21 protein-coding genes are annotated in these 22,327 nt (G+C 68.2%); 16 read left to right on the top strand and 5 right to left on the bottom strand.

Going from position 1 to position 22,327, the window contains the following annotated elements; all coding sequences use genetic code 11:
- Positions 1 to 67 precede the first annotated feature (67 nt).
- Together recJ and HWX25_RS12435 are read right to left on the bottom strand one after the other, a co-directional pair.
- A complete protein-coding gene (recJ, locus tag HWX25_RS12440) occupies positions 68 to 1,765 on the bottom strand; it encodes a single-stranded-DNA-specific exonuclease RecJ (RefSeq protein WP_175908667.1) in 1,698 nt (565 codons plus the stop codon).
- Positions 1,766 to 1,775: 10 nt separating this feature from the next.
- Positions 1,776 to 2,852: a regulator gene (locus HWX25_RS12435; protein ID WP_175908666.1), complete on the bottom strand. Its 1,077-nt coding sequence runs from the start codon at positions 2,850 to 2,852 to the stop codon at positions 1,776 to 1,778.
- Positions 2,853 to 3,004: 152 nt separating this feature from the next.
- Between HWX25_RS12435 and HWX25_RS12430 the strand changes: the two genes are divergently transcribed.
- From HWX25_RS12430 to ftsB, 9 genes are all read left to right on the top strand, one after another.
- On the top strand, positions 3,005 to 4,258 hold the full coding sequence (locus HWX25_RS12430; protein WP_059535838.1) for a lipoprotein-releasing ABC transporter permease subunit: 1,254 nt from the start codon (positions 3,005 to 3,007) through the stop codon (positions 4,256 to 4,258).
- Between the two features lie 55 nt (positions 4,259 to 4,313).
- Complete coding sequence (lolD, locus tag HWX25_RS12425; protein WP_059450449.1) at positions 4,314 to 5,009, top strand: lipoprotein-releasing ABC transporter ATP-binding protein LolD; 696 nt, start codon at positions 4,314 to 4,316, stop codon at positions 5,007 to 5,009.
- A gap of 64 nt (positions 5,010 to 5,073) precedes the next feature.
- On the top strand, positions 5,074 to 5,862 hold the full coding sequence (locus tag HWX25_RS12420; protein WP_175908665.1) for a TatD family hydrolase: 789 nt from the start codon (positions 5,074 to 5,076) through the stop codon (positions 5,860 to 5,862).
- 54 nt (positions 5,863 to 5,916) lie between these two features.
- On the top strand, positions 5,917 to 8,409 hold the full coding sequence (locus tag HWX25_RS12415; protein ID WP_175908664.1) for a DNA internalization-related competence protein ComEC/Rec2: 2,493 nt from the start codon (positions 5,917 to 5,919) through the stop codon (positions 8,407 to 8,409).
- Between the two features lie 133 nt (positions 8,410 to 8,542).
- Complete coding sequence (locus tag HWX25_RS12410) at positions 8,543 to 9,388, top strand: alpha/beta hydrolase (protein ID WP_059535830.1); 846 nt, start codon at positions 8,543 to 8,545, stop codon at positions 9,386 to 9,388.
- A 164-nt stretch (positions 9,389 to 9,552) separates the two neighbouring features.
- Positions 9,553 to 11,211: a CTP synthase gene (locus tag HWX25_RS12405; RefSeq protein WP_175908663.1), complete on the top strand. Its 1,659-nt coding sequence runs from the start codon at positions 9,553 to 9,555 to the stop codon at positions 11,209 to 11,211.
- Complete coding sequence (gene kdsA / locus HWX25_RS12400) at positions 11,208 to 12,062, top strand: 3-deoxy-8-phosphooctulonate synthase (RefSeq protein WP_014896643.1); 855 nt, start codon at positions 11,208 to 11,210, stop codon at positions 12,060 to 12,062. Before HWX25_RS12405 ends, kdsA begins: the two co-directional genes overlap by 4 nt.
- 106 nt (positions 12,063 to 12,168) lie before the next feature.
- The gene (eno, locus tag HWX25_RS12395; RefSeq protein WP_011885396.1) at positions 12,169 to 13,452 is read left to right on the top strand and encodes a phosphopyruvate hydratase; all 1,284 of its coding nucleotides are present in this window, start codon (positions 12,169 to 12,171) and stop codon (positions 13,450 to 13,452) included.
- Positions 13,453 to 13,534: 82 nt separating this feature from the next.
- The gene (gene ftsB / locus HWX25_RS12390) at positions 13,535 to 13,960 is read left to right on the top strand and encodes a cell division protein FtsB (protein ID WP_175908662.1); all 426 of its coding nucleotides are present in this window, start codon (positions 13,535 to 13,537) and stop codon (positions 13,958 to 13,960) included.
- Between the two features lie 94 nt (positions 13,961 to 14,054).
- On the opposite strand, the gene HWX25_RS12385 is transcribed toward ftsB, so the two are convergent.
- The 3 genes from HWX25_RS12385 to HWX25_RS12375 all read right to left on the bottom strand — a co-directional run bounded on the left by HWX25_RS12385 (position 14,055) and on the right by HWX25_RS12375 (position 16,053).
- Positions 14,055 to 14,414, bottom strand: a complete 360-nt coding sequence (locus tag HWX25_RS12385; protein WP_059817823.1) for a hypothetical protein — start codon at positions 14,412 to 14,414, stop codon at positions 14,055 to 14,057.
- 138 nt (positions 14,415 to 14,552) lie between these two features.
- Complete coding sequence (hslO, locus tag HWX25_RS12380) at positions 14,553 to 15,503, bottom strand: Hsp33 family molecular chaperone HslO (RefSeq protein WP_059535822.1); 951 nt, start codon at positions 15,501 to 15,503, stop codon at positions 14,553 to 14,555.
- Positions 15,504 to 15,528: 25 nt separating this feature from the next.
- Positions 15,529 to 16,053, bottom strand: coding sequence for a gamma carbonic anhydrase family protein (locus HWX25_RS12375; RefSeq protein WP_059817822.1), 525 nt, complete (start codon positions 16,051 to 16,053; stop codon positions 15,529 to 15,531).
- 144 nt (positions 16,054 to 16,197) lie between these two features.
- Here HWX25_RS12375 and HWX25_RS12370 point away from each other — a divergent pair, with 144 nt between their 5' ends.
- The 7 genes from HWX25_RS12370 to HWX25_RS12340 all read left to right on the top strand — a co-directional run bounded on the left by HWX25_RS12370 (position 16,198) and on the right by HWX25_RS12340 (position 22,295).
- Positions 16,198 to 17,055: a ferritin-like domain-containing protein gene (locus HWX25_RS12370; protein WP_175908661.1), complete on the top strand. Its 858-nt coding sequence runs from the start codon at positions 16,198 to 16,200 to the stop codon at positions 17,053 to 17,055.
- Positions 17,056 to 17,255: 200 nt separating this feature from the next.
- Complete coding sequence (locus HWX25_RS12365; protein WP_175908660.1) at positions 17,256 to 18,146, top strand: alpha/beta fold hydrolase; 891 nt, start codon at positions 17,256 to 17,258, stop codon at positions 18,144 to 18,146.
- 82 nt (positions 18,147 to 18,228) lie between these two features.
- Positions 18,229 to 19,059, top strand: a complete 831-nt coding sequence (locus tag HWX25_RS12360; RefSeq protein WP_175908659.1) for a 3',5'-nucleoside bisphosphate phosphatase — start codon at positions 18,229 to 18,231, stop codon at positions 19,057 to 19,059.
- A 72-nt stretch (positions 19,060 to 19,131) separates the two neighbouring features.
- Positions 19,132 to 19,764 (top strand): L-threonylcarbamoyladenylate synthase, encoded by a 633-nt coding sequence (locus HWX25_RS12355; protein WP_059535812.1) that lies wholly within the window; start codon positions 19,132 to 19,134, stop codon positions 19,762 to 19,764.
- A 45-nt stretch (positions 19,765 to 19,809) separates the two neighbouring features.
- The gene (locus tag HWX25_RS12350; RefSeq protein WP_059817815.1) at positions 19,810 to 20,472 is read left to right on the top strand and encodes a site-2 protease family protein; all 663 of its coding nucleotides are present in this window, start codon (positions 19,810 to 19,812) and stop codon (positions 20,470 to 20,472) included.
- A gap of 8 nt (positions 20,473 to 20,480) precedes the next feature.
- Positions 20,481 to 21,683 (top strand): tryptophan--tRNA ligase, encoded by a 1,203-nt coding sequence (locus tag HWX25_RS12345; protein ID WP_059690935.1) that lies wholly within the window; start codon positions 20,481 to 20,483, stop codon positions 21,681 to 21,683.
- Positions 21,684 to 21,692: 9 nt separating this feature from the next.
- On the top strand, positions 21,693 to 22,295 hold the full coding sequence (locus HWX25_RS12340; RefSeq protein ID WP_175908658.1) for a class I SAM-dependent methyltransferase: 603 nt from the start codon (positions 21,693 to 21,695) through the stop codon (positions 22,293 to 22,295).
- Positions 22,296 to 22,327 lie beyond the last annotated feature (32 nt).

Below are 22,327 nucleotides of genomic sequence, written 5' to 3'. Positions count from 1 at the left end.
GGCCCCGTGCGGCGCGGCGCGCATGCGGCCCGCGCGTGCCGCGGCGGGTTGGCCGGGCGGGCGGCGCTCAGCCGGCCGCGTGTTCGACGATCAGCTGGACGCGCGTCACGCCGTTCCACGTGTCGGCCACGAGGCGGTACGCGATCAGCGCGCTCGCCGGAAGCGGCTCGGTGTGGTTGAACCAGATCGCGTTGAAGCGCTGGCGGCCGCGCGCCAGCTGCAGCTTCAGGTGCTTTTCCTTCACGAGCGACTGCGACACGACATCGAATTCGCCGGAGAAAAGCGGGGCCGGAAAGCCCTGGCCCCAGACGGCTTCATCGAGCAGCCCGACGAACTGCGGCGTGAAATACGCTTCTTCGAGTTCGCCGTCGGTCTCGATCACGCGCGCCAGCGCGTCGTCGGACAACCACTCGCGCGCGACGGCCTCGAACGCGGCCGCGAAGCGCGGCACGTTGTCGGTGTCGAGCGTGAGGCCCGCCGCCATCGCGTGGCCGCCGAACGCGACGATCAGGTCGGGTTCGCGCTTCGATACCAGGTCGAGCGCGTCACGCAGGTGGAAGCCGGGAATCGAGCGGCCCGAACCCTTGACCCGCGTGCCGGCTTCGTCCGCATGCGCGAACGTGAACGACGGGCGGTGGAATTTCTCCTTGAGCCGCCCGGCGACGATGCCGATCACGCCCTGGTGCCATTCGGGGTTGAACAGCGTGATCGTGCACGCATCGGCCGGATCGACGTCGGCGAGATCGGCCAGCGCCTGCTGCTGCATGCCGGCCTCGATCTCGCGGCGCTCGCGGTTCATCGTATCGAGCTGCTGCGCGAGGTCCCACGCGCGGCCGATGTCGTCGGTGATAAGGCACTCGATGCCGAGCGACATGTCCGAGAGCCGCCCGGCGGCGTTCAGGCGCGGGCCGAGGCCGAAGCCGAGGTCGAAGCCCGATGCGGTGCGCGCCTCGCGGCCGGCCGCGCGGAACAGCGCGGCGATGCCCGGCTGCATGCGGCCGTTGCGGATGCGCTGCAGCCCCTGCGCGACGAGCACGCGGTTGTTGCCGTCGAGCCGCACGACGTCGGCGACGGTGCCGAGCGCGACGAGGTCGAGCAGCCCGTCGAGGCGCGGTTCGGCCTCCTTGCTCGCGAACGCGCCGCGGCGGCGCAGCTCGGCGCGCAGCGCGAGCAGCACGTAGAACATCACGCCGACGCCGGCGATGTGCTTGCTCGGGAATGCGCAGCCGGGCTGGTTCGGGTTGACGATCGCGCGCGCCGCGGGCAGCGCGTCGCCGGGCAGGTGGTGATCGGTGACGAGCACGTCGATGCCGCGCGCGTTCGCGGCTTCGACGCCCGCGACGCTCGCGATCCCGTTGTCGACGGTGATCAGCAGGTCGGGCTTGCGCGCGGCCGCGAGTTCGACGATCTCGGGCGTGAGTCCGTAGCCGTATTCGAAGCGGTTCGGCACGAGGTAGTCGATCTGCGCGCCGAACATCCGCAGGCCGCGCACCGCGACCGCGCACGCGGTCGCGCCGTCGCAGTCGTAGTCGGCGACGACCAGCAGGCGCCGCTTGTCGGCGATCGCGTCGGCGAGCAGCGCCGCGGCGTCCGCGCAGCCTTTCAGTTCGGTGGGCGGGACGAGGCGCGTGAGGGCCGTCTCGATGTCGGTCGGAGACTGCACGCCGCGCGACGCATAGAGGCGCGCGAGGACGGGATGCAGGCCGTGGCGCGCGAGCGCTTCGGCGTCGGCGGGCGCGACGGGGCGGGTAACGATCCGGGTCATACAGGTCGGGTTATTCGAACAGGGATGCCAGCGCGCGGCGGCGCCAGAACTTGCGCAGGTCGCCGCGCGTCGCGTGCAGCGTCACGGAGCTGGTGTCGCCGCACAGCGTGAAATCGACGCCGGCCAGCTCGCCGTTCTGCAGCGCGGCGAGGGACGGCGCGAACCAGTCGCGCTCGAGCGCGGCGAGCGCATCGTGCCAGCGTGGCCAGTCCTGCTCGATGTACGGGGCAGACAGCGTGGGCAGCTCGACGAGCGTCGCGCCGGCGGCGGCGGGCAGTGTGTCGAGTGCGGCCGGCACGGCACCGGCTTCGGCTTGCGCGGCGCGCGCGAGGCCGAGCGCCGCGGGCGACGCGGAGAGCACGCGCGCGAACGGCTTGCCGACCGGCTTCAGCGTGCCTTGCGCATGGAACCAGATCGAATTGACGGCGGGCAGCCCGCGCGCTTCGCGCGCTTCGTTGACCGGATGCTGGAACCACGCCATCTGCACTTCGTTCTGCAGCTTCATCCACATCCGCGAGCGTTCGCCGGTGTGCGCTTCGTGCGGCAGCCAGATCTCGATGTTGCGGCCGCTCGCGCGCAGCGGCGCTGCGCCGGCGAGGCGGGCGAGCTGCTCGCTGGACAGGTACCAGCGCGCCGGCTGCGGCGCCTCCAGCCGCACGCCGAGCTCCTCGATCAGCGGGCGCGCGACCGCCAGCAATGCGGCGGCGTCGCCGTCGTCGAGCGCGAGGCTCGCCGGGTCGACGAGCACGAGGTGGTCGTGAGCGATTTCGACGTGGACGGGTTCGACGCACGCCCAGGCCTGGGTGCCCGGGTCGCCGCCGTCCGCCAGCAGCATGTAGGGCGCGAGCGGCGCCTCGTCGGCGGCGTTGCCCTGGGTCGCGCCGAACTGGCGGGCCAGCCAGCGTTCGTGCGGCAGCGTGCGCTGGAAGTCCTCGCCGGCCACGCGCTCGACGAGGCTTGCGCGGGCGAGCAACTTTTCGAGCGCGGGGCTGTCCAGCGTGTGCAGGGACGAGGTCGCATCGGCCGCCGACGGCAGCGCGAACGGAACGAGAAAATGGAGGCGTCGGTCGTGCATGATGGTGCGCATTGTATGGCAAACTGCGCGCGTGATCGGGCCGGCGGACGGCCCGATTGCGTCCGGCGACCGTTTTTTCGGCCGTGCCCGGGCGGTCGGCCGCCGCCGGACGGCGCTCCGGCCACGGGCCGCCATCCCCGCCGTAACCAGCAGAAAGGATTCGCTTGAAACTTCCGTACGAATGGCAGATCGGCTGGCGCTACACGCGCGCCGGCAAACGCACGACCGGCAACGGCTTCATTTCCTTCATCGCGCTCGTTTCGATGCTCGGGATCGCGCTCGGGGTCGCGGCGCTGATCGTCGTGCTGTCCGTGATGAACGGCTTCCAGAAGGAAGTGCGCGACCGCATGCTGTCGGTGCTTGCGCACGTCGAGGTATTCTCGCCGACCGGCTCGATGCCCGATTGGCAATTGACCGCGCAGGAAGCGCGCCGCAATACGTCGGTGATCGGCGCGGCGCCGTACGTCGACGCGCAGGCGCTGCTCACGCGCCAGGACGCGGTGAGCGGCGTGATGCTGCGCGGCGTCGAGCCGTCGCTCGAACCGCAGGTGTCGGACATCGGCAAGGACATGAAGGCGGGCCAGCTCGCCGCGCTCGTGCCCGGCCAGTTCGGCATCGTGCTCGGCGACGCGCTCGCCGGCAACCTCGGCGTGACGGTCGGCGACAAGGTCACGCTCGTCGCGCCCGAAGGCACGATCACGCCGGCCGGGATGATGCCGCGGCTCAAGCAGTTCACGGTGGTCGGCGTGTTCGAATCGGGCCACTACGAATACGACAGCACGCTCGCGATGATCAACATCCGCGATGCGGAGGCGCTGTTCCGGATGTCCGCGCCGACCGGCGTGCGGCTGCGGCTCACCGACATGCAGAAGGCGCCGCAGGTCGCGGTCGAGCTGTCGCATACGCTGTCGGGCAGCCTGTACATCCGCGACTGGACCCAGCAGAACAAGACCTGGTTCTCGGCCGTGCAGATCGAGAAGCGGATGATGTTCATCATCCTCACGCTGATCATCGCGGTGGCCGCGTTCAACCTCGTGTCGTCGCTCGTGATGACGGTGACCAACAAGCAGGCCGACATCGCGATCCTGCGCACGCTCGGCGCGCAACCAGGCTCGATCATGAAGATCTTCGTCGTGCAGGGCGTGACGATCGGCTTCGTCGGCACCGCGTCGGGCGTCGCGCTCGGCTGCCTGATCGCGTGGAGCATTCCGTGGCTGATCCCGATGATCGAGCATCTGTTCGGCGTGCAGTTCCTGCCGCCGTCGGTGTACTTCATCAGCGAGCTGCCGTCGGAGCTCGTCGCGGGCGACGTCATCAAGATCGGTCTGATCGCGTTCGTGCTGTCGGCCGTCGCGACGCTCTATCCGAGCTGGCGCGGCGCGAAGGTGAAGCCGGCGGAGGCGCTGCGCTATGAATGATCGCGCGACCGCATTGGCGGATTCACGACAACCCATCAGACAGGATTCGGCAGGTATGCAGGAATACGTGCTTCAGGCGCGCGGGATCACGAAGGCGTTCGTGCAGGGCGGCTTCAACGTGCAGGTGCTCAACAACACCGAGCTGACGGTGCGGCGCGGCGAGAAGCTCGCGGTCGTCGGCGCGTCGGGCTCCGGCAAGAGCACGCTGCTGCACGTGCTGGGCGGCCTCGACGAACCGAGCGCCGGCGAAGTGTCGCTGCTCGGCAAGCCGTTTACGCAACTCGCCGAGCGCGAGCGCAACGAACTGCGCAACCGCGCGCTCGGCTTCGTCTACCAGTTCCATCACCTGCTGCCGGAATTCACCGCACTCGACAACGTCGCGATGCCGCTGCGCATCCGCCGGATGACGACCGAGGATGCACGCGCGCAGGCACAGGCGATGCTCGAACGCGTCGGTCTCGGGCCGCGTGCGAAGCATCGGCCGGGCGAGCTGTCGGGCGGTGAGCGGCAGCGCGTGGCGATCGCGCGTGCGCTGGTGACGAAGCCCGCGTGCGTACTCGCCGACGAGCCGACCGGCAACCTCGACGGCACGACCGCCGACACCGTGTTCAACCTGATGCTCGAACTGTCCGAGACGCTCGAAACGAGTTTCGTGATCGTCACGCACGATCCCGAGCTCGCGGCGCGCTGCGACCGCATCATGCGCCTGCGCGACGGCGTGCTGCACGAGGAGCCGGCGCTGCCGGTGTGAACGAACGCCCCGCCGTGCCGCCGGGCGAGTCCCGGCGCGGCGGCGAGGGCGCAGGAAAGCCGCCATGTGGATCGATACGCATTGCCATCTCGATGCCGCCGAGTTCGACGCCGACCGCGACGCCGTCGCGCACGCGGCGCGCGCGGCCGGCGTGTCGCGCATCGTGATTCCGAGCATCGGACGCGACAATTTCACGACCGTGCGCGAACTGGCGCAGCGCACGCCGGGCGCCGTCTACGCGCTCGGCATCCATCCGATGTATACGCCGCACGCGCGCGACGAGGATCTCGACCGCCTGCGCATGGAGATCGAGGCAAGCCTCGATGATCCGCGCTTCGTCGCGATCGGCGAGATCGGTCTCGACTACTTCGTGCCGGGCCTCGACGAGGATCGCCAGCAATTCTTCTATCAGGGGCAGCTGAAGCTCGCGCGCGAATTCGACCTGCCGGTGTTGTGCCACGTGCGCAAGTCGCAGGACCGCGTGCTCGCCGGGCTGCGCCGCTTCGGCGTGCGGCGTGGCATCGCGCATGCGTTCAACGGCAGTTTCCAGCAGGCCGATGCGTATCTCGCGCAGGGGCTGCATCTCGGTTTCGGTGGCAACGTGACGTTCGGACGCGCGTTGCAGATCCGGCGGCTCGCCGCGCAGTTGCCGCTCGACGCGATCGTCGTCGAGACGGATGCGCCCGACATCGCGCCTGAATGGGCGTACAAGTCCCGCAACGCGCCCGACCAGGTGCCGCGCATCGGCGGCGTGCTCGCCGAACTGCGCGGGATCGACGCGCACGCGCTGTCCCTATCCACAACGGCTAACGCGCTCGCCGCGCTGCCGCGCCTCGCACTTTCGTCCGCATAATCGTTGCCGGAAGGTGCCGCATCGACGGCGGCGCCAGATCGACGAGGAGGTGCGATGCGCGTGTGGTGGATCGCGTTTGCGCTCGGCGTCGTCGTGCTGCAGCGGCAGGCGGCGTTGCCGGGCATGGGCGGCTGGGTGGGCGGGGCGGTCGTTCTGGCCGGTTGCGGCGCGCTGCTCGCAGGGTGTGCGCGGCGCCGTCGAACCCGCGCGAACGTCGCGCTCCGGTGGATGCTGTGCGCATGCGCCGCCGGTGCGATCGGATTCGGCTATGCGGCCGCACGTGCCGAATGGCGGCTGCGTGACAGCCTGCCTGTCGAGCGGGAAGGGCGCGATATCGTCGTCACGGGCGTGATCCGCGGGTTGCCGGTGATCGACGATACCGGCGCGCGACTGCTGTTGGCCGTCGAATCGAACGATGCGGGGCTGGCCCGTTTCCCTCCGCTGATCCGGTTGTCGTGGCGCACGTACGGCGCGCGCGCAGCACGCGACGCGATGCCCGATTTGCGCGCCGCGCAGCGCTGGCGTCTCGTGGTGCGCCTGAAGCGCCCGCATGCCGAGGCGAATCCCGGCGTGCGCGACAGCGAGGCGGCGTGGCTTGCCGCGGGCATTCGCGCGATCGGCTATGTGGTCGCGCCCGAGCGGGCGGAGCTGCTCGACGCGAGGGCATCGGGATGGCGCGCATCGATCGATCGGCTGCGCGACGCGCTGCGCAACGATATCGGCGACGCGCTCGGCAGCGACGCGCGCCACCGCGGCATCGTGACCGCGCTCGCGGTCGGCGATCAATCCGGCATCGGCGACGACGCATGGCGCGTGCTGCGCAATACGGGCACGAGTCATCTGGTCGCGATTTCGGGCCTGCACGTCGGGCTCGTCGGCACGATCGCGGGCGGGATCGTTTCGTGGGTCTGGCGGCGTCTGCGCTGGCGCGGACACGCCGCGGCACTCGCGATGCCTGCGCCATATGCGGCTTCGGTGGCGGCGCTGACGGCTGCCGCCGGCTATGCGGCGCTTGCCGGGTTCAACGTGCCGGCGCAGCGCGCGTGGTGGATGATCGCGGCCGGGGCGGCTGCCTATCTCGCCGGACGCAGCGTGCCGCCGTCCGCCGTGTTGTGCGCGGCGCTCGGCGGCGTGCTGCTGGTCGATCCGTGGGCGGTGGTGTCGGCCGGGTTCTGGCTGTCTTTTGGCGCGGTCGCCGTGATCCTGATGGCCGTGGCGGGCTGGCGCGCGGTGCGCGAATTCGACGGCGGCGACGACCGTGGGACGGACGGCGTTGCCACGGTCGACCGCTGGCACCGCCTGTGCGCGTGGTGCAAGCGTGCCGGGCGCCGTGTCGCGGAGGCGACACGCGTGCAGTACGCGGTGACGATCGGTCTTGCGCCGCTGACGGCCGCGTGGTTCGCTCAGATCTCGGTATCGGGCCCGTTCGGGAATGCGTTTGCGATCCCGTGGGTCAGCGCCGTGGTGACGCCGATCGTGCTCGCCGGGATCGGGTTGCCCGCGCCGTTGGACGCGTATGCGTTCCGGCTCGCGCATGCGGCGCTCGAACCGATGATGGCGCTGCTCCGGCACCTTGCCGACTGGCCGGCCGGCGTGTTCTGGCTGCGCATGCCCGACTGGCCGGTTCTGGCGCTTGCGTGCGTGGGTGTCGCGTGGGTTTTGATGCCGCGCGGCTGGCCGCTGCGCTGGGCGGCGCCGATGACATGGCTGCCGCTGGTCGCGCCAGCACCCGATGCGCCGCCGCCTGGCGGCTTCCGGCTGACCGTGCTCGACGTCGGGCAGGGCGCGTCGGTGCTGGTGGAGACCGCGCGCCGGACCTTGCTGTTCGACGCGGGACCGGGGGCGGAGTCGACCCACGCCGGTGCGCGGATCGTCGCGCCGACGTTGCGCGCCCGCGGAATCCGTACCGTCGATTCGCTCGTCCTGAGTCATGCGGACGCCGATCACGCGGGCGGCGCGGCGGCCGTCTATGCGGCCGCCGAGGTCCGCCAGCTGCTCGCCGGCATTGCGCCGCGGCACCGGCTGTGGCGCGACGCGCAGGCGGCCGGCGTGGCGGATCGGCTGCCGTGCGCGGCCGGACAGCGGTGGATCTGGGACGGCGTCGTATTCACGATGTTGTGGCCGCCGGGCGTTGCCGGCGCGGGTTCCTCGAACGAGAAATCGTGCGTGCTGCGCATCGACGCGGGTGACACGTCGGCGCTGCTGACGGGCGACATCGAGGCACGCGCCGAGCGCCGTCTGGTAGACGATGCGCGCGACGCGCTGGCCGCGCAGATCCTCGTCGTGCCGCACCACGGCAGCCGCACGTCGTCGGTCGAGCCTTTCCTCGATTCGGTCGGGCCGCGCGTCGCGGTATTTCCTGTAGGCTATCGCAATCGATTCGGGCATCCGCACCGGACGGTCCTCGCGCGCTACGAAACGCGCGGGATTCCGCTGCCGCGCACCGATCGCGACGGGGCCGTGAGGTTCGACATCGCCCCGGCGGGCGGCGGCTTCGCGTTCGAGCGTCATCGCGATGCGCAGCGGCGGTACTGGATGGACCGGTGAGCGGCGCGATGGCGCGGGTCAAGAAGGCGGAGGCCGGAGGTGGCGCTGAAGGGCCAGCCCCGGCGACCGCGAAGCATGGGACGGGAGTCAGCTCGAGCGCGCTGACTCCGGTCGACAAAGGAGACATCGGCGTTTGAAGGACATCCTCCATTTCTCGCACGCGAACGGTTTTCCGGCATCGACGTACCGGACGATCTTCGCCGAGCTGGCAGACGACTACGAGCTGCGCTACATCGAGCGCATCGGTCACGACCGCCGCTACCCGGTGACGCGCGACTGGCCGCATCTCGTCGAGCAGCTGCTCGACGACATCGGCAGTCGCTACGAGCGCCCGGTCTGGCTCGTCGGCCATTCGCTCGGCGGCTACCTGTCGCTGATGGCCGCGCTGAAGAAGCCGCACTGGGTGCGCGGCGTGGTGATGATCGATTCGCCGATCATCGCGGGATGGCGCGCCGGCGCATTGCGCGCGAGCCAGTGGGCCGGGCTCGACGAACGGCTGTCGCCGGCGGCCGCGACGCGCAACCGACGCACGCGCTGGGTGAGTCGCGACGAAGCCTGGCGGCACTTTCACGAGAAACCCGCGTTCGCGCGCTGGGACGAGCGGATGCTGTCCGACTACATCGACTACGGCATTCCACAGGCGGGCGCCGACGGCGAACGCGTGCTCGCGTTCGACCGGCAGGTCGAATACCTGATCTACCGGACACTGCCGCATACGCTCGGTCCGCGGCTCGCGCATGGCGCGCCGGTGCCGCTCGGCTTTCTCGCCGGCACGCGCTCGCGCGAAGTGCGGCAGGTCGGGCTCGATGCGACGCGTCGCGCGGCGCGCGGGCGCATCGAATGGCTCGAGGGCAGCCACCTGTTCCCGATGGAGCGGCCGATCGAGACGGCCCGCGCATTGCAGCGGATGCTGAGTTCGCTGAAAACGGCGGAGGGCGGCGTGCCGCGCGACAGCGCGGCGCTCGCGAAAAGCGCCTGAGGCATCGGCCCGGTGCACCGGGCCGGCGTGCGCGGTTGCACCGACCAGCCGGCCGGCGCGCACGGCTGGCGCGGCACAGCGCGAAAGGGCGCGATCATCGCGTCAATTGCTGAGAGAAGGGCGGGCTTTACGGTATAATCCGTTTTTCCCGCGAGCATCCAGCGATGACCAAATATGTTTTCGTCACCGGCGGCGTAGTTTCTTCCCTCGGCAAGGGTATTGCCGCCGCCTCTCTCGCCGCGATCCTCGAATCGCGCGGTCTGAAAGTCACCCTCCTCAAACTCGATCCCTACATCAACGTCGACCCCGGCACGATGAGCCCGTTCCAGCACGGCGAAGTGTTCGTGACGGAAGACGGAGCGGAGACCGACCTCGACCTCGGCCACTATGAGCGCTTCATCAGCACGAAGATGCGCAAGGCCAACAACTTCACGACCGGCCAGATCTACGAATCGGTGATCCGCAAGGAACGCCGCGGCGACTATCTCGGCAAGACCGTGCAGGTGATTCCGCACATCACGAACGAAATCCAGGCGTTCATCGAGCGCGGGGCGGCATCGGCCACCTGCGGCGAGCCGGACGTCGCGATCGTCGAGATCGGCGGCACGGTCGGCGACATCGAGTCGCTGCCGTTCCTCGAGGCCGCGCGCCAGATGAGCCTGCGCCTCGGCCGCAACAGCGCGTGCTTCGTGCACCTGACGCTGGTGCCGTACGTCGCGACGGCCGGCGAGCTGAAGACGAAGCCGACCCAGCACAGCGTGCAGAAGCTGCGCGAGATCGGCATCCTGCCGCACGTGCTGCTGTGCCGTGCGGATCGCCGCATCCCCGACGACGAATCGAAGAAGATCTCGATGTTCTCGAACGTGCCGGAAGACGCCGTGATCTCGGTGTGGGACGCCGACAGCATCTACAAGATTCCGCAGATGCTGCACGACCAGGGCCTCGACCGGATCATCTGCGAGGAACTGAAGCTGTCGCCGAAGGACGCCGACCTGAGCATGTGGACGGAGCTCGTCGAGAAGCTGGAAAACCCGAAGCACGAAGTCACGATCGGCATGGTCGGCAAGTATGTCGACCTGACCGAGTCGTACAAGTCGCTGATCGAGGCGCTGCGCCACGCATCGCTGCACACGTCGACCAAGGTCAACATCGAGTACATCGACTCGGAAGAGATCGAGACGAACGGTGTCGACAGCCTGAAGCATCTCGACGCCGTGCTGGTGCCGGGCGGTTTCGGCCGTCGCGGCACGGAAGGCAAGATCGCCGCGATCCGCTACGCGCGCGAGTCGAAGGTGCCGTACCTCGGCATCTGCCTCGGCATGCAGCTCGCGGTGATCGAATTCGCACGCGACGTCGTCGGCATGAAGCAGGCGAACAGCACGGAATTCGATCCGGACACGCCAGAACGTGTGGTCGCGCTGATCACCGAGTGGTACGACCGCGAAGGCAAGGTCGAGACGCGCACCGAGGAATCCGATCTCGGCGGCACGATGCGCCTCGGCTCGCAACGTTGCCCGATCAAGCCCGGCACGATGGCCGAAGAGATCTACGGCAAGGACGTGAACGAGCGCCACCGCCACCGTTATGAAGTCAATAACCGCTTCGTGCCCCAGCTCGAAGCCGGCGGCCTTATCATCAGCGCCCGTACCCCGAGCGAGGATCTGCCGGAAATGATGGAGCTGCCGCGTTCGATGCACCCGTGGTTCGTTGGCGTCCAGTTCCACCCGGAATTCACGTCCACGCCGCGTGACGGTCATCCCCTGTTCAAGTCGTTCGTCGAAGCCGCGCTCGCCAACAAGCAGGCGCGTGGAGTGCAAGCATGAAGCTGTGCGATTTCGAGGTCGGTCTCGACCAGCCTTTCTTCCTGATCGCGGGTACCTGCGTCGTCGAATCGGAGCAGATGACGATCGACACGGCGGGCCGCCTGAAGGAGATCTGCGAGAAGCTGAACGTTCCGTTCATCTACAAATCGTCCTACGACAAGGCGAATCGCAGCTCGGGCAAGTCGTTTCGCGGCCTCGGAATGGACGAGGGGCTGCGGATCCTCGGCGAGGTGAAGCGCCAGCTCGGCCTGCCGGTGCTGACCGACGTGCATTCGATCGAAGAGATCGAGCAGGTCGCGTCGGTCGTCGACGTGCTGCAGACGCCCGCGTTTCTGTGCCGCCAGACCGACTTCATCCACGCGTGCGCGCGCTCGGGCAAGCCCGTCAACATCAAGAAGGGCCAGTTCCTCGCGCCGCACGACATGAAGAACGTGATCGACAAGGCGCGCGACGCGGCGCGTGAAGCCGGTCTGTCGGAAGACCGCTTCATGGCGTGCGAGCGCGGCGTCTCGTTCGGCTACAACAACCTCGTGTCCGACATGCGTTCGCTCGCGATCATGCGCGAGACGAGCGCGCCGGTCGTGTTCGACGCGACCCACTCGGTGCAGCTGCCGGGCGGGCAGGGCACGAGCTCGGGCGGCCAGCGCGAATTCGTGCCGGTGCTCGCGCGTGCCGCGGTCGCGACGGGCGTCGCGGGCCTGTTCATGGAAACGCACCCGAATCCGGCCGAAGCGAAGTCGGACGGCCCGAACGCGGTGCCGCTGAACCGGATGGGCGCGCTGCTGGAGACCCTCGTCACGCTCGACCAGGCGGTGAAGCGCAATCCGTTCCTGGAAAACGATTTCAACTAAAGATCGAATGAACCTTGCGGCGGCTTCGCGCGTCAGTAGCGTAGGCGGTTTCGGCGCGCGTGCCATCGCAGTTTGAAGAATCCATCGTCATTCTCAGAGGAAACCCATGAGTGCAATCGTAGATATCATCGGCCGCGAGATTCTGGATTCGCGCGGCAACCCCACCGTCGAATGCGACGTGCTGCTCGAATCGGGCACGATGGGCCGCGCGGCGGTGCCGTCGGGCGCGTCCACCGGCTCGCGTGAAGCGATCGAACTGCGCGACGGCGAAGCCGGCCGCTACAACGGCAAGGGCGTGCTGAAGGCAGTCGAGCACATCAACACCGAAATCTCCGAAGCGATCATGGGCCTCGACGCGTCGGAACAGGCGTTCCTCGACAAGACGCTGCTCGAGCTGGACGGCACCGACAACAAGTCGCGCCTCGGCGCGAACGCGATGCTGGCCGTGTCGATGGCCGTCGCGAAGGCAGCGGCTGAAGAAGCCGGCCTGCCGCTGTACCGCTACTTCGGCGGCTCGGGCGCGATGCAGTTACCCGTCCCGATGATGAACATCGTCAACGGCGGCGCGCACGCGAACAACAGCCTCGACATCCAGGAATTCATGATCGTCCCGGTGAGCCAGCCGACGTTCCGTGAAGCCCTGCGTTGCGGCGCGGAAGTGTTCCACGCGCTGAAGAAGATCCTGAGCGACCGCGGCATGAGCACGGCAGTCGGCGACGAAGGCGGCTTCGCGCCGAACTTCGGCAGCAACGACGAGTGCCTGTCGACGATCCTGCAGGCGATCGAGAAGGCCGGCTACCGTGCGGGCGAAGACGTGCTGCTCGCGCTCGACTGCGCCGCATCCGAGTTCTACCACGACGGCAAGTACCAGCTCGCGGGCGAAGGCCTGCAACTGTCGTCGGCCGAATTCACCGACTACCTCGCGACGCTCGCCGACAAGTTCCCGATCGTGTCGATCGAGGACGGCATGCACGAAGGCGACTGGGACGGCTGGAAGCTGCTGACCGAGCGCCTCGGCAAGAAGGTGCAGCTCGTCGGCGACGACCTGTTCGTCACGAACACGCGCATCCTGAAGGAAGGCATCGAGAAGGGCATCGCGAACTCGATCCTCATCAAGATCAACCAGATCGGTACGCTGACCGAAACGTTCGCGGCAATCGAAATGGCGAAGCGCGCGGGCTACACGGCCGTGATCTCGCACCGCTCGGGCGAAACGGAAGATTCGACGATCGCGGACATCGCGGTCGGCCTGAACGCCGGTCAGATCAAGACGGGTTCGCTGTCGCGCAGCGATCGCATCTCGAAGTACAACCAGCTGCTGCGCATCGAGGAAGACCTCGGCGATATCGCGAGCTACCCGGGCAAATCGGCTTTCTATAACCTGCGCTAACGCGCTACTATCGGGTTCGTCATCTCGACGCCGCTCTGTGCATGTTGCGCGGAGCGGCGCTTCTTATATCTGCGTCTCCTACATGCGGCTTGTCACTGTCGTCCTGATTGCCTTGCTGGCGCTCATTCAGTACCCCCTATGGTGGGGACACGGCGGCTGGTTGCGGGTGCACGAATTGCGCCAGCAGCTCGGCGATCAACTGCAGAAGAATGCGGACGAGAAGCTGCGCAATGAACGGATCGCGGGCGAAGTGCAGGATCTGCAGGGCGGTACCGCGGCCATCGAGGAGCGCGCGCGCTACGAGATGGGCATGGTGAAGGACGGCGAAGTATTCGTGCAGTTCGTGTCGCCGAATGCGCCGGCCGCGCCGCTGAACAACATGCCTTCGAGCACGTCGACGCGCGGTACGGTGTCCTCGGCGCCCGTGCGGGTCGTGCCGAACCCGCAATCGATCGCGAAGCCGTCGCGGCATCACGGCGGCGAGAAGGGCAAGGCCGCGCATCACTGAGCGCGGGAGTCCGAACCATTGAAAAAGCGCGGGAAATGCCGCGCTTTTTTATTTCCTGTCAGTCTTCAATCGAGTCGGTCGACGCGATCACGCGTCACCACCACCAGCCCGGGTAACCGTAGCCATAACCGATGCCGGTGCCCCACCGGTTTCCCCAACCGCCGCCGTAATAACCGCCGTAGACGGTCACGGGGGGCGGCGAGTAATACGCCCAGGCGCGCGCGGCGGCCTCGGCCGCCATCGCGTCGTTCTGCTCGCGCAGCACCTGCCGGTCGATTTCGTCGTAGCGTTTGCGCTCCGCGCTCGACAGTGCGGGCGGCTGTCCGCCCGATGCGCCCGGTTCGGGCAGCCGGCTCAGGATCGTCGACGAAGGCGGCTGTACCGCGCAGCCGGCGAGGGCCAGTGTGCCTGCTGCGACACTGGTCAGGACGAGGGTGCGGAATGGGCGATTCATGAATTTCTCCAGCAGCGCGCCGACAGCGGAAAGCGGTTTGCGCCGAAGGCCGGACCTCCGGCGCCTGAGCCGTGCGTGCGACGCTCGTGCGTCATTATGCGCCCGCGCGCGCATGGCTCGCACGGGCGCGCCGCTCACTCAGTGACGCTGATCGGTCGCGGGCGTGATGCCGGTCGCGAGCTCCGGCGCGGCGAACAGCTGCGCGACGTCGACGGGATCGAACTCGTAGCGCTGGTTGCAGAACTCGCAGTGGATCTCGACGTGACCGCGCTCGACGATCACGCTGTCGACTTCGTCGCGGCCGAGCATGCGCAGCATCGCGCCGACCTTCTCGCGCGAGCACGAGCACTGGAAGCGCGTACCGGCCGGGTCGAAGTGCTGCACGTTTTCCTGCCAGAAGAGCCGGCGGAACACGACTTCCGGTTCGACCTCGAGCAGTTCCTTCGCGGACAGCGTGCCGCCGAGCGTGCAGACGCGCTCCCACGTGTCGGCGTCGGTCTCGGCGTTGCGCGGCACGATGCCGCCGTCGCCCGGCAGCTTCTGCAGCAGCATGCCGACCGCGCGGTCGCGATCGGCCGCGAGCCACAGCCGCGTGTCGAGCTGCTCCGAGTGATGCATGTAATGCTCGAGCACTTGCGACACCGATTCGAGCGGACCGTCGACGCCGTTCAGCGGCACGATGCCCTGATACGGCTGCTGGCCCGGCAGCTTCTCGGCCGGGTCGAGCGTGATCACGCAACGGCCGTGGCCGCTCGCGTTGACGAGCGACGCGAAGTGCGTGTCGTCGCCGATCGTCTGCGCGACGTCGCCGGCGAACTTGGCGGTGGCGCGCATCGACAGGTCCGAGCCGCACTGGACGACCAGCATCTGGACCGGCCCGTCGCCGAAGATCTGCATGATGAGGGTGCCGTGAAATTTCAGGTTCGCGGACAGCAGCGCACACGCGGCCATCATCTCGCCGAGCACCGTGCGCACCGGGGCAGGGTAGTCACGGCGGGAAAGCACCTCTTGCCACGTGTTGCGCAGCGACACGATCTCGCCGCGCACGGGTGCCGAATTGAACATGAATTTCTGTAACTGGTCGCTCACTCTTCTTCCTTGAAATCCGCGCGAATCAGCCGATCCGCACGAGTTGCTCCTTGAAATGCGCGCGTCGTTCGACGTACGTCTTCGCATTTGCGCGCAGCCGCGCGATGTCGTCTGCCGACAGCTCGCGCACGACCTTCGCCGGGGCGCCGAGAATCAGCGAATTGTCCGGGAACGTCTTGCCTTCCGTCACCACCGCGCCGGCACCAACCAGACAGTTGCGGCCGATGACCGCACCATTCAAGACCACGGCCTGAATCCCGATCAGCGAACCTTCGCCGATCGTGCATCCGTGCAGCATCGCCTGGTGCCCGATCGTCACGTTCTCGGCAATCGTCAGAGGAAAGCCGGGGTCCGTATGCAGGACCGCGCCTTCCTGGACGTTGCTGCCGGCACCGACCGCGATCGTCTCGTTGTCGCCGCGAATCGTCGCGCCGAACCATACGCTCGCGTTTTCCTCGAGCACGACCTTGCCGATGATGGCCGCCGTATCGGCGACGAATACGCTTTCGTGGATCGTCGGGGCCGTCTCGCCCAGTTTGTAGATCGTCACGGAGTCTCCTGGTCTCTTCGATGATGGGCGCCGGTAGAATGGCGCGTCTGGCGTGCCGGGCGCATTGCGTGACGGCACAAACGCATATTGTAAACCGTCGCGTGCATGCGCTCCCGCGATGCGCACGGGCGGTGCCCCCGCTTGATGAACATGGAGCCTTCTACTTTCATGGCTGCGCCGTACTGCGTGCGACGCACCGCGCTCGACGCGCTGCGGATGTCCGAGCCGGCCGCGAAGGCCGCTCGGGTCCGCGCGCTGCATGACGCGCTGCTGGCCGGGCAGGCCGCGATCGCACCGGCGCTCGATCTGGACGAACCGACCGACCTGCCCGGCCGTCCGGCGCGCCCGCCGCTCGTCGAGCCGCGCCAGCTCGAGCGCCGCAGCATGCGCTCGCCCGCGGGGCGCGCGGTGCTGCTGCACGCCCTCGCGCATATCGAATTCAACGCGATCAACCTCGCGCTCGACGCTGTGTGGCGCTTCGCCGGGATGCCGGACGCATTCTATGCGGACTGGCTGCAGGTCGCGGCCGAGGAGGCCCATCACTTCACGCTGCTGTCCGAGCGGCTTGCCGGGTTCGGGCATGCGTACGGTGATTTTCCCGCGCACAACGGGCTGTGGGAGATGTGCGAGCGGACCAAGGCCGATGTGCTCGCGCGGATGGCGCTCGTGCCGCGCACGCTCGAGGCGCGCGGGCTCGACGCGTCGCCGCCGATCCGCGCGCGGCTCGTGCAGGCGGGCGACGACGCGTCCGCGGCGATCCTCGACGTGATCCTGCGCGACGAGATCGGCCATGTCGCGATCGGGAATCGCTGGTTCCGGTACTTGTGCGACGAGGCAGGCCGTGATCCGGTGCCGGCCTACCGCGAGCTCGCCGAGCAGTACCATGCGCCGCGACTGCGCGGCCCTTTCAATTTCGACGCGCGTCGCATCGCGGGGTTCGAGCAGGCGGAGCTGGACGAACTCGCCGCGCAGGACGCGGCGGACGGCAAGGCGGCCGGTTAGCGCGGCCGGCCGCCGCGAGCTCCCGACGGGCGGGCGAACGCTGTCGCTGCGCCGGCCCCGCGGATCGTTCGGCGGCATGTCCGCGGTGTCCGACATGCCGATTCCATACGCCGGCGCTAGAGAGTTGCCTCGACTGCCAGGCGCCGGAACGGAAGCGCCATCGCTATAATCGAACGATCATTCTTTTTTTGGCGGCTGCAATGGGTGCCTCGAGTTCTGTTTCCGATTTCGTCACGGTGCGCGGCGTCAAGCTGCATGTGCGGCGCTGGGGCCGGCCCGATGCGCCGACGCTGTTCATGCTGCACGGCTGGATGGACGTCGCGGCATCGTTCCAGTTCGTCGTCGACGCACTCGCGGGCGACTGGCAGGTGATCGCGCCGGATGCGCGCGGCTTCGGCCAGTCCGACTGGCCGGTCGCGAGGCAGGGCGGCGGTCATTACTGGTTCCACGAGTACCTGGGCGACCTCGATGCGCTCGTCGATCACTATGCGCCTACCGGCGAAGTCAATCTGATCGGGCACAGCATGGGGGCGAACGTCGTGTGCCTGTACGCGGGCGCGCGCCCGGAGCGCGTGCGGCGCGTGGTCGACCTCGAAGGGTTCGGGCTCGCCCCCGCGCGGGCCGAGCAGGCGCCGCGCCGGCTGCGCGGCTGGCTCGACGAGCTGCGCGAGCCGCCGGTGTTGCGCCCTTACGCGTCGCTCGACGATGTGGCGGCCCGGCTGATCAAGACCAATCCGCGGCTCGAACCGCGCAGGGCCGCATTCCTTGCCGCGCACTGGTCGAAGCGTGGCGACGACGGCCTCTACCACCTGCTGGCGGATCCCGCGCACAAGATGGCGGGCCCGCAGCTGTACCGGCTCGACGAGGTGATGGCCGTCTGGAAGCAGGTGCGTGCGAAGGTGCTGCACGTCGAGGCCGTCAATTCGCCGACGCTCGCGTATCTCGCCGGCGACATCCCGCTGCCGGAATTCAAGGCGCGCTTCGGCGCGTTCCCCGACTGGCGCGAAAAGCTCGTCGAGGATGCCGGCCACATGGTTCATCACGACCAGCCGGAGCAGATCGCGGCGCTGATCGAGGCGTTCTGCGCGTAGGCCGGCGGCAGCGGCGGCGGGGCAGGCGGGCGGCGCAATTGCCGCATTGCAGTAGAATGAAGCTTCACCTGCCATACCGACAATGAACGCTGATCTCCACTGCCATTCGAATGTTTCCGACGGGTTGCTGTCGCCTGCCGACGTCGCGCGCCGCGCCCATGCCGGCGGCGTGACCCTGTGGGCGCTGACCGACCACGACGAAGTCGGCGGCCAGGCGGCGGCGCGCAGCGAGGCGGAGGCGCTGGGGATGCGCTACCTGAGCGGTGTCGAGATTTCGGTTACATGGGCGTCGCGCACCGTGCATATCGTCGGGCTGCACATCGATCCGTCGAACCCGACGCTCGTGGACGGCCTCTACCGCACGCGCCACGGCCGCGCCGCCCGTGCACGGGCGATCGCCGCGCAACTCGAGACGCTCGGCATTCCCGGCGCGTACGAAGGCGCACTCAAGTACGTATCGAATCCCGACCTGATCTCGCGCACCCACTTCGCGCGCTTCCTGGTCGAGAACGGTCATGCCGAATCGACCTCCGATGTGTTCGACCGCCTGCTCGGCGACGGCAAGCCCGGGTTCGTCCCGCACCGCTGGGCGACGCTGTCCGACGCCGTTGCATGGATTCGCGCGGCGGGCGGCGAGGCCGTGGTCGCGCACCCGGGCCGCTATCGCTACACGTCGGTCGAATTCGATGTGTTTTTCGGTGAATTCATCGATCTGGGCGGCCGCGCGATCGAGGTCATTACGGGCAGCCACACGCCCGACCAGTACCGCGAATACGCGGACGTCGCGCGCCGCTTCGGCTTCGAGGTGTCGCGCGGCTCGGATTTCCATGCGCCGGGCGAGGGCCGCATCGAGCTCGGTGGCCTGCCGCCATTGCCGCCCGACCTGAAACCGCTCTGGGAGCGCTGGCTCTGACGTACCGCGGCCGCTTGCCGCTAGCGCTGCCGCCCAGGCGCGCATCCGACTTCTCCCTCTTTACGTGTCCCCATGTCCCAGTTCTTCAGGATTCATCCGGATAATCCGCAGCCGCGCCTGATCAAGCAGGCCGCGGACATCGTCAGCAAGGGCGGCGTGATCGCGATGCCGACCGATTCGAGCTACGCGCTCGCGTGCCACCTCGACGACAAGGACGCGGTCGAGCGCGTGCGCCGCATCCGTGGCCTCGACGAGAAGCAGCATCTTTCGCTGCTCGTGCGCGACCTGTCGGAACTGGCGAACTTCGCGATGGTGGACAATCGTCAGTACCGGCAGATCAAGTCGGTGACGCCGGGCCCGTACGTGTTCATCCTGCAGGCGACGAAGGAAGTGCCGCGCCGGCTGTCGCACCCGTCGCGCAAGACGATCGGGCTGCGCGTGCCCGACCACGCGATCACGCTCGCGCTGCTCGAATCGCTCGGCCAGCCGCTGCTCGGCACGACGCTGATCCTGCCGCCGGACGACGAGCCGCTCAACGATCCCGACGACATCCGCGCGCGGCTCGAGAAGCAGGTCGATCTCGTGATCGACGGCGGCGCGTGTCCGCGCGAGCCGTCGACGGTGATCGACCTGACGGGCGACGAGCCGCAGCTCGTGCGCGCGGGGCGCGGCGCGCTCGAACCGTTCGGGCTTTCGGCCGCGTAAGCGCCTTTCATTTTTGCGCGAGTGCGCTTGTTACAATAACGCGATATGGACGCTTCCCTGATACAGACCATCGCCGTCTACGCGCTGCCCGTGATCTTCGCGATCACGCTGCACGAGGCCGCGCACGGCTATGCCGCACGCCTGCTCGGCGACAACACCGCCTACATGATGGGGCGCGTGTCGTTCAACCCGATGCGCCACATCGATCCGCTCGGCACGATCGCGATCCCGCTCGCGATGTATTTCCTGACGGGCGGCGCCTTCCTGTTCGGCTATGCGAAGCCGGTGCCGGTGTCGTTCGGCAACTTGCGCAATCCGCGCTGGGGCAGCCTGTGGGTGTCGCTGGCGGGGCCGGCCTGCAACTTCGTGCAGGCCCTGATCTGGGGCGTGCTGACCATCGTGCTGCCCGCTGCCGGCATCGACGAGCCGTTCTTCACGCGGATGGCCTACGCAGGCGTCAGCGCGAACCTGGTGCTCGGCGTGCTGAACCTGTTTCCGCTGCCGCCGCTCGACGGCGGCCGCATCCTGGCGGCGCTGCTGCCGCCGAAGCAATCGATCGCGCTGTCGCGCATCGAGCCGTATGGTTTCATCATCGTCCTCGTGCTGGTCATGACGGGCGTGCTGACGAACTTCTGGCTGCGTCCGCTCGTGAACGCCGCGGCCGGCGTGTTGAGCGCCATCCTGTCTCCCTTCGCCTCGCTTTTCTAACGACAATCATGTTCCCAGATCGTATTTTCTCCGGCATGCGACCCACCGGGTCGCTGCACCTCGGCCACTACCACGGCGTGCTGAAAAACTGGGTGAAGCTGCAGTCCGAGTACCCGTGCTTCTTCTGCGTGGTCGACTGGCATGCGCTGACGACGCACTACGAAACACCCGAGGTCATCGAGAAGAACGTGTGGGACGTGCTGATCGACTGGCTCGCGTCCGGCATCGATCCGGCGCAGGCGACGCTGTTCATCCAGAGCAAGGTGCCCGAGCATGCGGAACTCGCGCTGCTGCTCGGCATGAGCACGCCGCTCGGCTGGCTCGAACGCGTGCCGACCTACAAGGAGCAGATGGAGAAGCTGAAGGACAAGGACCTGTCGACCTACGGCTTCCTCGGCTACCCGGTGCTGATGGCGGCCGACATCCTGCTGTATCGCGGCTCGCTCGTGCCGGTCGGCGAGGACCAGGTGCCGCACGTCGAGATGACGCGCGAGATCGCGCGCCGCTTCAACTACCTGTACGGCCGCGAGCCGGGCTTCGAGGAGAAGGCGCTCGAAGCGGCGAAGAAGCTCGGCGGCAAGCGCGCGAAGCTTTATCACGAGCTGCGCAACGCGTATCAGCAGGAAGGCGACGACGAGGCGCTCGAACAGGCGCGCGCGATGCTGCAGGAATCGCAGAGCCTGTCGATGAGCGACCGCGAGCGCCTGTTCGGCTATCTCGAAGGCGCGCGCAAGATCATCCTGGTCGAGCCGCAGGCGATGTTGACCGAAGCGTCCCGGATGCCGGGCCTCGATGGCCAGAAGATGTCGAAGTCGTACGGCAATACGATCGGCCTGCGTGAGGACGCGGAGACGATCACGAAGAAGGTCCGCACGATGCCGACCGATCCGGCGCGCGTGCGCCGCACGGATCCGGGCGATCCGGACAAGTGCCCGGTGTGGCAGCTGCATCAGGTCTATACGGACGAAACGACGCACCAGTGGGTGCAGAGCGGCTGCCGCTCGGCGGGCATCGGCTGCCTCGACTGCAAGCAGCCGGTCGTCGAAGGGATCCTGCGCGAACAGCAGCCGATGCTCGAGCGCGCACAGAAGTACATGGACGATCCGTCGCTGCTGCGCGCGATCGTCGCGGACGGCTGCGACAAGGCGCGCAAGCACGCGGTCGAGACGATGCGCGACGTGCGCGAGGCGATGGGTCTGTCGTACACCTGACCTGACGGCATGCGCGAACCTGTTATTGCCGCCGCGGGCGGCCACGTCGTCCAGACCGAACCGTCGCGCTGGGTCGCCCGCTGGTCGCGGCTCGTCCCGGCGGGCGGCGCGGTGCTCGACGTCGCCGCGGGCGGCGGCCGCCATGCACGCTGGTTTGCGTCGCACGGGCATCCGGTCGTCGCGCTCGACCGCGATCCGGCCGCGCTGGCCGCATTGCGCGCGATTGCCGGCGTCGATGTGCGCGACGCCGATCTCGAGGGCGCGCCCTGGCCGCTGCCGGCCGGCGCGTCGTTCGCGGCAGTGATCGTCACCCATTATCTGCATCGCCCGCTTTGGCCCCAACTGCTCGATGCGGTGGCGCCGGGCGGCGTGCTGATCTACGAAACCTTCGCGCAAGGAAACGAAACGGTCGGCAAGCCGTCCAATCCCGCGTTCCTGCTCGCCCCGGGCGAGCTGCTGGACGCGGTGCGCGGCCGCCTGCGGGTGGTCGCGTACGAGGACGGATTCGTCGCCGCGCCGCGCGAGGCGTTCGTGCAGCGCGTCTGCGCGGTACGCGAGGGCGCGACCCCGACGGCGGGGGCGGGAATTCCACGTTACGAACTGCCCGGCTAATCCGCTACAATCTCAACGTTTACCGGTACATC

Source organism: Burkholderia sp. BCC1640 (assembly GCF_902833125.1).
In the GTDB taxonomy this organism is placed as follows: domain Bacteria; phylum Pseudomonadota; class Gammaproteobacteria; order Burkholderiales; family Burkholderiaceae; genus Burkholderia; species Burkholderia diffusa.
This window is presented reverse-complemented; position numbering and strand designations above follow the sequence as displayed.